Below are 7833 nucleotides of genomic sequence, written 5' to 3'. Positions count from 1 at the left end.
CGGGCGTTTCCTCCTCAAGCCGCTGGAACAGATCGCGAGCCCTGGACTGCTCCTCCCATAGCCTCTGCTGCGCCTCTTGCAGGGTGTCGCCAGCCTTCTTCTGGATGACTGACTTGCCGAGCGTTTTCCGGTGCTTCAGCGGCACGGTGATGTTCGTATAGAACCCACGCCTGCCTTTGATTTGGATCAATCCAGAGGGCAGGGCCAAGTCGGCTGACTGACAAACTGACTGACATATTGACTGACAAGACCCTGCTGTGGAAAGCTTTCTTTGCTGGCACAGAGTTCTGGTCCCCTTCTGGTTTATCCAGGTCGGAATCTGGGGCAGAACGGCACAGCGGTTCACCCCATTGCTGCGCAGTTGACGTCGCCTCTGGTCAGATCCAGATCGCGCGTGATCATGGGCTCCCTGTTTTCTTGGCTCCCAATGAAGTCCCTGTCTGTTCTGGCCGGGCTCACGCTTGCGTTCAGCACGGTCCAGGTGAGCCCCGCCTGGGCTCAGCAGGATTCCCAGCCTGGTTACTCCAAGACCAGCACGTGCTTTAAGGACGAATACCGAGAGGAGTACGTCCCCGGAACGAAAGAGAAATCGGGCTACGTCAAGAAGTGGAGCGAAAAGGTCGAGATCCCCTGCACGACGCCTCCAAAGCGGACGGCCTCAGAGAAGGTCGACGACAACAGCTGCATCGAAGGCTCCGTCATCGGTGGTCTTCTCGGCGCGGGTGCTGGGGCTGCTCTCTCCCGCGGCAACGGACGCTGGATCGGCGTTCCGGTGGGTGCAGCAGCAGGCGCCTTGGTGGGTTGCCAGGTCGATGGCGGCTGATGCCCTTGCGCTCAAATGAGGTGTGAGAGAGGCAGTGAGCGTGACCCCACCCACCCCATCAAGCAACCACGCAAGACAGGGTCTCCCCCTCACCCACAAAGAATAGACAGGACCAGTCCCTCAAGGCTTCAGCGGGCCTGCCCCCCCCCTGGCTTTTTCTTCAGTTGCTCACGTCGATACAGCCGGAAGGGGGAAGTGTCTCTAGCTTCCGCGGATGATCTGGCAGCGGCTTCGATCCCTTTTCTCCTCCTCTGGGGCCTCAGTGGCCACCGTTGCGGAGCCTGCTGCTCAGCCGCCGCCGGCTGAGGTCAGCGCAGCTTCTGAACTTCAAACCATCGCCTTCTGGCGCTATCACGCCAGGCTGAGCTTTCACACCCCGCTGGCTTATCTGAAGCGGGATGGCCAGCAGCGTACGCAAAATCCTCCAGATCTTCAGCCGATTCAGCGCACTGGAAAAGGATGTGGCGAATGGATTCCTTATCGCCCTGATGGTTTTGTGGCCTTGGCTGAACTCAGTCAAGTTCAGATCGACTCATGGATGGCCGACTCTGGCGTTGAGCGTGAGCAGAAGCTCAGGCTGCTCATTCGGTTTCGCGAGATTTTTGAGAGCAAGGTGCTCCATGTCGATCAGAAGTTGATGCAGATCTATTCCCTGGTCGATCAGGAGACATTTCGATCGGTGGCCTCCAGCCTCAAGGGTGAGAGCTTTCCCGATGAAGTCTTCATTGCTGAACTGACCACACTGCGCGGGATCGGCCTTCAAAAGGCACAACTGCTCTGGAATGCCGGCCTGAGGACTCCGGCCATGGTTCAGGCGGCTGAAGACGCCGAGCTGCAGTCGATTCGTGGGATTGGTCCAAAGCTCATCGCTCAAATTCGCTCCCAGGAGGTGGCCTGAGGCGTCGCACGGATCTGCGGATCAGGTCTGCTCCCTCGCTTCCAGGGCCGAACAATTGCTGCTCGTAGTTCCTTGGAGGGTTGCCTGGTGGGCATTCGTCTTTGTTCGATGAAGACACCGTCATTCATCGCCACTCGCAGGCTGATCATCGCCAGCAAACCCAGGGGCTTCACGCAGGACTGATGCTCTCGTTGTGTTGTCCCGCGGGATAACTCAAACTGGTGTGTCGATCGCTACGCCGTTATCAATAAGAACGGTGTCTTTGTGCGATTGGTCACTGATTGAGGTCGCCTCGCACCTGCAGTTTCAAAACTGGGTTGAACAGAGACCATCGTGCCCACCTCATTTAGTAATCCATGCTTGCTTCGCTTTTCTGATCCCAAGGCGGATTACCGCGGCATCTGGGTTTTTTATGACGCGAATCACCTCGGTGCCTATTCCGCCTGCCACGAACTGCTGGCTCACGGTGAGCCCATGCGTGTGGTGGAACAACGGGAACTCGAGAGCCTCCTTGAAGCCCGTCGCTTTAGTCAGCATTTGATCCTGCATGGATGGTCACCGCAGGTGATTCACTCGGAGCTTGGCTACCGGCTCATTGGTTTTTAACGCTCTACCGCTAGCTGGCGAGTGGGTGAGTTGTTCTGGACCAGCCCGGAGCATGCGTGCAGCGGGCACCCTTGGCACTTCGCTTGCGGTTGGTCGGCTTCTTCAATTCGCTGATCGCAGCGTGATCAGTCGATTTGTTGTCGTCGTTGTGTTGATCTGGGGCCATTGATGCCTCCCAGCGACAGCCAAAGCCTGCCAGCTCTTTCCGATTCGACAAGAGCAGCGTTTCTGCTCACTGACGCCGGCGTTTGCTTTTTCCAGACTTGAGTGCATCCGATGTTGGCGTGACCACGTGATGTCCCGGTTGCTGGTTACTGTTGGCTTCAGTCTTGGCTTGTTTGTGGTCCCAGCGTTCGCGCAAAGCAGTTCTACGCCGTCCACAGGGGGCCAAGAGCAGCTCAGTGATTGGCAGCGCCGTGAGCTGGCCCGCCAGCAACGCAAACGTGAGCAGGCCAGGCGCTGCATCAGCGATTGGCGATTGGGTCTCTGCAGCCGCTCGTACCGTTAAGACCACCTCGAAGCGTGCGGTGTGGGCGAGATCAATGCTCTTTCCGTCGCCCTGATTGCCCTCGGGCTGAGCGCGACCTGGGTTGTTCTCTTCTATGGATTCACCCGCTCGACCCGCTACGAAATCCAACGCACCCAGATGCAGCGCGTGCGCCGGCAGGTCATGAAGGCTCTTGCTGAGCGTTCCGACTAGAGCCTGTTGACAGCACAACTGAAGCCGGCTAGTACAGGTGTACCTGCATCGGGCTGATGGCTCCTGTTGCTTCTCCGTACGCCACCTTTCGCGCCTCGGATTGGGTCTGGCCCGCTGCGTCCGCTGCTTCTGTCGCCTCACCCCCATGCCAGGACACGGTTGGCTCCAGGATCCCGCCACGCTCGCGACCAAGCGCTTCCATCGCGACGAAAAAAGTTGGGCGCAAGACCCGATGGTCTTCGTCGATTCAGGGCGACCTCTTCCAGCACAACCTCCTCTGCTCCAGTCCCGTGACCACCTCCATCGAGACCAGGCAGTTGAGCTTTGGCGGGCTCTTCTGAGCTGTGGCTGGACCCCGGTGGCGCCCCAGTGGGGTCAGGACGTCGAGGTCTAGATCAGCGCGCCAGCGCGCTCTGGATTCGCTGCTCCAGTTCCATGGCGCTCAGCCCCGTCACCACAAACACTTCCTGGGCGCTGCTTCCGCGCCGTGCAACTACCTTCCAGCCACCGCGAATGGGAATGGAGACCTTCAGGCGCAGTTCTGGCGCCCGGCCCTTAACCCGCGAAATGACAGCCGGTGTGATCGTGTCGATCTCGGGCTCGCGGACCAACCGTTTCAGGCAGGGAATCAGGCCCTCGAGGTAGGTGCTGTGGGTGATGACCAGCCGTCCCATGGCGGGCACCCTAGAAACCAGTGCCCTGGTGGCGGGATTGCCTGACCGCTGCTAGAGATGCTGTCCCCTCTTTTGCCGGATGGCAGGCCAGCACGCTCCAGAGCTGCGCGAGCAGCTGCGGCAACGGCTCAGTGACGAGCTTGGTGGTGCCGCCCAGTTGGTCAGCCTTGAGCGCAGTGGTGACCAGAGCGTCAAGGGCGTGGCGGTCTGCTCAGGTCGCATCCTCAGCTTCGTTCTGGATGCCGAACAGGAGCGTCTGCGCACCCTGCCGATGTTCGAGCTGCTGCAACGGCGCTTCGCTTAGCCGAGATCCTTAGCCCCGCTCCACGGGGGCCATGGTCAGGCCCTCTCCGGCCAAGAGTTGGTGGTAGAGCTCAGCCTGCTCGAGCGGACCGCTCCAAACCACCGCTGAGCCCTGCGAGTCGATCTGATGGGCCAGCTCCCAGGCGCGATCGCTGACCATGGCTGGGATGTGTTTCACCAGCACCTCAACCACGTGTTGGAACGTGTTGTGGTCATCGTCGAGAACGATCACCCGACCCGTGGGGTACGGCGCTCTGACCCGCTGCCGCTCCATGACGGCCTGTCCGCCTGGGGAGGAGCTGATGGAGCGGATGGGTTGCATCTCGAAACAGCCAGCAGATCTGATCTCAGTTTGGGTCACAGCCCTGGTTACACTCGTCCAAACGCTTTCTGCGCACCATGCTGATCACTGTGGGTTGGGCCGCTCTTGCCGCCGTCTTCACCTTCTCGATCGCCATGGTCGTCTGGGGTCGCAACGGCGACGGCACCCTGAATTTCTGAGCCTGAGCGCCGGGTTACTCATCCGTGATTGAGTCGCTCAACATCAACAGTGTCCTCGCGGTGACCACCGCGGCCCTGTTGGTGTTTGTCAGCGGTGGAGTTCTCTATCTCTCCACCATCGAGTGGCGCGACAGGCGTCGCCGCCAGCAACCGGTTCAGCCCTCAGCTCGCGCCCGCAAGTGACGCTCGAGCCGGGGGTTTTTGAACCTTGGGCCTGGGACCGTTCCGTCGAGCTGTTGGTGACAGCTCCCGATCGATCCGCTTCTCTGCCTCCAGAACCCTGGACCCTGCAGTCGCAGCAGCAGCTCCAGGATGCACTGGCGCACAACCCTGCCAGCCCTGCTTCGATCGCTGCTGCCGAGGCACTGCTGAGCTGCAGCGATTCCGTCAGCCTTCAGCAGCAGGCCGATGCCCTGCGGCAAGAGTTGGCCGGAGAGACGGTCACCTACGTGGTGAACCGGAACCTCAACTTCACCAACCACTGCGTTCAACACTGCAGCTTTTGCGCGTTTCGCCGTGATGCCGGCGCTCCAGGGGCCTACTGGCATGACCTGGAGCTGCTTCGCAGCAAGGCCGCTGAAGCAGCTGCCCTTGGGGCGACGGAGCTCTGCATCCAGGGGGGATTGAATCCTGCGGCCCGCACCAACGGTTCTGCACTCCGCTACTACGCCGACCTGCTGGAGGCCCTGCGGGAAGCGGCCCCTGGACTGCACCTGCATGCCTTCTCCCCCCAGGAGCTGTTATTCATCTCCGAGCAGGACGGGATCCCCCTGCAGGCTGTGCTCGAGCAACTGCGATCGGCCGGTCTGGCCTCGATCCCCGGTACCGCCGCTGAGGTCTTGAGTGATCGGGTTCGCGCCCAGCTGTGTCCAGAGAAGATCAGCGCCCGGCAGTGGTGCGCTGTTGTCCTTCAGTGCCATCGCCTTGGCCTCGCCAGCACGGCCACGCTCATGGCCGGGCACATCGAGAGCCCCCGCGATCGCGCGCTGCATCTCTTGGCCCTGGTGGCCCTGCAACAGGAGGCGCTTCGGGCCGGACAGGCTGGCTTTTCTGAGTTCGTTCTGCTTCCGTTCATTGGAGCTCAAGCCCCGGCAGCCTTGCGTCATCGCGTGGGACGAGATCAACCCGATCGCCTCGAGATGTTGCGCCTCACCGCCCAGGCGCGTCTGCTGCTTGGAGCTTGGTTCCGAAACCATCAGCCGAGCTGGGTGAAGCTGACCCTCGCTGGAGCCACAGAGGCCCTGCGCTGGGGTTGCAACGACCTCGGCGGCACGCTGATGGAGGAGAGCATCACCAGCATGGCCGGCGCCCAGGGGGGCACGTGCCAATCGGCTCAGGCTCTCCGCTCGGCGGCGCTGACCTTGGGCCGGCCCGTGCGGGAGCGCACGACTCTCTATGGAGCGGTCAGCTGATGAAGGGCCTGCGCAACAGCTTGGCAGTGACGGCCTTGCTGGTGCTGCTACCAGCCCTGGCTCTATGGCTCTTTCCGCGCGGCTCAGCCCGCGGTCTCGATCGGCTCCTTCTGGAGGCCTCGCTGTTTCAGACCCACCGTTCCCGTCCAGCCGATCCGCCACCGGCCCTGTGGACCCAGCGCCTTGGTCCCCAGGCGGCCCCGCTTTGGTCGGCTCGACCTCAGCTCTGGTGGCAATTCTGGGGAACCCACACCTCAGCCGGTGCGGTCCTGGTGCTTGAGGTCCCCCCCAAGACGCCCCTGCCTGAGAACGCGCTCCGCTTTGAGCAGCTGACCCTGGTGGCCCCTAACCCCCTGGTGCGCAACGAAATTCAGGCGCAATTGCGCCTCGATCGCCCGTCCCTGCGCGGCCTCGAGCGGCGTTGCGCTCAGCAGCTGCAACGGGGTGATGCAGTCTATTGGAGTGCTGCTGGCCTCTCATCGCTCCTGGGTCCTTTGGCACCCCTGGCCAGCAGCCTGCAGCAGGGTTGCCTGGCCCTCAGCAGTGAGGGCAACAGGCTGCTCTGGAGCGGTGAGGCCGATGCAGCCCGCGGCAGCCTGGCGGCGGCCCCCCGCCCGGTTCCCAGAGCTCAGACGCGTGCGCTGGCGCCTCCCACGCTGCTGGCTCTTCAGGGCCCGAAGCTGGAGCTCCTGCTGCGCGGGCTGTTGAGTAGTGGCGCCTTGAAGCAGGCGCTCGCCGAGCGCTACGGCCTCAAGGCCGATGCCCTCAAGCGCTTGTCACAAAGCCCCTTTGCCCTGCGCCTCTCGGCCGTTGAACGGGGCCCCTTCCTGGCGGGCCTTGAGCTGCAGCTGCGGTTGCGGGACGGTCGTTCCTTCTGGACGGCGCGGCTGGGGGCCGTTGAGCAAGCGCTGAAGGATCAAGGTCTGGCTCCGAGCCCTGGTGACACTGATCAACGGCTCTGGAGTCGCGATGGCGTGGCCCAAGGCGGCTGGCGCTGGCTTTCGAAGCAGCAGCTGCTGCTTTTCCTTGGCCCACCGCCTGCTGCCGTTGAGGCTGAGGTCGCTGAAGGCCCCGCAAGCTGGTCTTTGCAACTCAGTCCTCGACAGTTGCAGGCCAAGGGGCTGCTTCCCTCACTGCTGCCTCTGGTGGTCCGGCGCGCCGGTCAGCTGGAGATCACGGGTGAACACCCCAGAGGCGTTGACGGGCAAACGGCCCTGAGCGGTGAGCTCAAGCTTTAGTTGGTGGCCTCGTGCTCGGCGGCGGCTCGCTCGCGGCGACGGCGCTCGGCGGCCACGGTCTCTTCCATCAGCTCGACCGCTTGGGTCATCTTTTCGATGTTCCCCGCATAAAGGCTCAGGTCCTTGTCGACGCGGGCTTTGATCAGGCCCATGGCCTCACCGATCTCGTGGGCAGCGCTGCGTAGGGCCTGAGGATCCATCGCTTCGGCGCCCTGCGCCCGCTGCAGCAGGCTCAGGAGTCCGACGGCGACCAGTCGGGAATAGTGGAAGTCTTCGCGCTGCACGCCGTGCAGCAGTCCGGCGATTGGCGCAGGTGCGCCTTCGCCGCGGTTGCTCAACCAGCCCTTGACCTCATCGAGGCTGTGGTGGCCCACCTGGGTAGCGGCGTCGGATGCCATTTGACGGAAGGCCCCCCCATCGAAGCCGTTGGCGCTGCAGAGGGCCTGGAACAGGGGCTCCCGCTGCGCCTCGGGCTTGTAACCGTTGGAGAAGCTGTCAAACACTTGGGTCAGACCAACGGCAAAGAGGCCATCGGCGTGAAACCCCTTCTGATGGCTCAGCAGGTGCAGTTCCACCAGGAGTTCGTCCACCAGGCGGCGATAGAGCGGCGCGATGACGTAGGGGAACGCCTGGTGAAAGGCCCGCTTGCTATCGGCAACGGTCAGGCTCGCACCCACG

Annotated in this window: 15 protein-coding genes; 11 read left to right on the top strand and 4 right to left on the bottom strand. The window is 62.5% G+C overall.

The genetic code is table 11. The features are described 5' to 3' along the window. Positions 1 to 208: hypothetical protein (locus CB0205_RS0110915; RefSeq protein ID WP_010317278.1), on the bottom strand; the 208-nt coding region annotated here is incomplete at its 3' end. Positions 209 to 427: 219 nt separating this feature from the next. Here CB0205_RS0110915 and CB0205_RS0110910 point away from each other — a divergent pair. From CB0205_RS0110910 to CB0205_RS14720, 6 genes are all read left to right on the top strand, one after another. Continuing rightward, a complete protein-coding gene (locus CB0205_RS0110910; protein WP_029626331.1) occupies positions 428 to 823 on the top strand; it encodes a glycine zipper 2TM domain-containing protein in 396 nt (131 codons plus the stop codon). A gap of 262 nt (positions 824 to 1085) precedes the next feature. Beyond that, the gene (locus CB0205_RS0110905) at positions 1086 to 1721 is read left to right on the top strand and encodes a helix-hairpin-helix domain-containing protein (protein WP_198001932.1); all 636 of its coding nucleotides are present in this window, start codon (positions 1086 to 1088) and stop codon (positions 1719 to 1721) included. Positions 1722 to 2081: 360 nt separating this feature from the next. Beyond that, entirely contained in the window at positions 2082 to 2327 is a 246-nt protein-coding gene (locus tag CB0205_RS0110900) for a hypothetical protein (protein ID WP_010317268.1), read from the top strand. Between the two features lie 295 nt (positions 2328 to 2622). After that, positions 2623 to 2835, top strand: a complete 213-nt coding sequence (locus CB0205_RS16390) for a hypothetical protein (RefSeq protein ID WP_010317267.1) — start codon at positions 2623 to 2625, stop codon at positions 2833 to 2835. A gap of 21 nt (positions 2836 to 2856) precedes the next feature. Beyond that, positions 2857 to 3027, top strand: coding sequence for a hypothetical protein (locus tag CB0205_RS16120; RefSeq protein ID WP_010317266.1), 171 nt, complete (start codon positions 2857 to 2859; stop codon positions 3025 to 3027). A gap of 145 nt (positions 3028 to 3172) precedes the next feature. After that, a complete protein-coding gene (locus CB0205_RS14720) occupies positions 3173 to 3421 on the top strand; it encodes a DUF1651 domain-containing protein (RefSeq protein ID WP_010317264.1) in 249 nt (82 codons plus the stop codon). A 1-nt stretch (position 3422) separates the two neighbouring features. On the opposite strand, the gene CB0205_RS0110880 is transcribed toward CB0205_RS14720, so the two are convergent. Next, entirely contained in the window at positions 3423 to 3701 is a 279-nt protein-coding gene (locus CB0205_RS0110880; RefSeq protein WP_010317261.1) for a DUF2103 domain-containing protein, read from the bottom strand. 79 nt (positions 3702 to 3780) lie between these two features. Here CB0205_RS0110880 and CB0205_RS0110875 point away from each other — a divergent pair, with 79 nt between their 5' ends. After that, entirely contained in the window at positions 3781 to 4005 is a 225-nt protein-coding gene (locus tag CB0205_RS0110875; RefSeq protein ID WP_010317260.1) for a hypothetical protein, read from the top strand. A gap of 9 nt (positions 4006 to 4014) precedes the next feature. Here CB0205_RS0110875 and clpS read toward each other — a convergent pair whose 3' ends face one another. Next, positions 4015 to 4326 (bottom strand): ATP-dependent Clp protease adapter ClpS, encoded by a 312-nt coding sequence (gene clpS / locus CB0205_RS0110870; RefSeq protein WP_010317258.1) that lies wholly within the window; start codon positions 4324 to 4326, stop codon positions 4015 to 4017. Positions 4327 to 4403: 77 nt separating this feature from the next. On the opposite strand from clpS, the gene petN reads away from it, so the two are divergent. The 4 genes from petN (at position 4404) to CB0205_RS0110850 (ending at position 7155) form a co-directional block, all read left to right on the top strand. Next, entirely contained in the window at positions 4404 to 4505 is a 102-nt protein-coding gene (petN, locus tag CB0205_RS0110865; protein WP_010317256.1) for a cytochrome b6-f complex subunit PetN, read from the top strand. Between the two features lie 24 nt (positions 4506 to 4529). Next, complete coding sequence (locus CB0205_RS16115; protein ID WP_010317254.1) at positions 4530 to 4688, top strand: hypothetical protein; 159 nt, start codon at positions 4530 to 4532, stop codon at positions 4686 to 4688. A gap of 104 nt (positions 4689 to 4792) precedes the next feature. Further along, positions 4793 to 5917, top strand: a complete 1125-nt coding sequence (gene cofH, locus CB0205_RS0110855) for a 7,8-didemethyl-8-hydroxy-5-deazariboflavin synthase subunit CofH (protein WP_198001933.1) — start codon at positions 4793 to 4795, stop codon at positions 5915 to 5917. Continuing rightward, positions 5917 to 7155, top strand: a complete 1239-nt coding sequence (locus CB0205_RS0110850; RefSeq protein ID WP_010317250.1) for a hypothetical protein — start codon at positions 5917 to 5919, stop codon at positions 7153 to 7155. The genes cofH and CB0205_RS0110850 overlap by 1 nt, the downstream gene beginning before the upstream one ends. Here CB0205_RS0110850 and psb29 read toward each other — a convergent pair. Next, entirely contained in the window at positions 7152 to 7832 is a 681-nt protein-coding gene (gene psb29, locus CB0205_RS0110845; RefSeq protein ID WP_029626329.1) for a photosystem II biogenesis protein Psp29, read from the bottom strand. The two genes, CB0205_RS0110850 and psb29, sit on opposite strands and share 4 nt — an antisense overlap. Position 7833 lies beyond the last annotated feature (1 nt).

The organism is Synechococcus sp. CB0205 (assembly GCF_000179255.1).
GTDB lineage: Bacteria > Cyanobacteriota > Cyanobacteriia > PCC-6307 > Cyanobiaceae > Vulcanococcus.
Note: the sequence above shows the minus strand (reverse complement) of the source record. Positions and strands in the feature narration are given on the sequence as shown.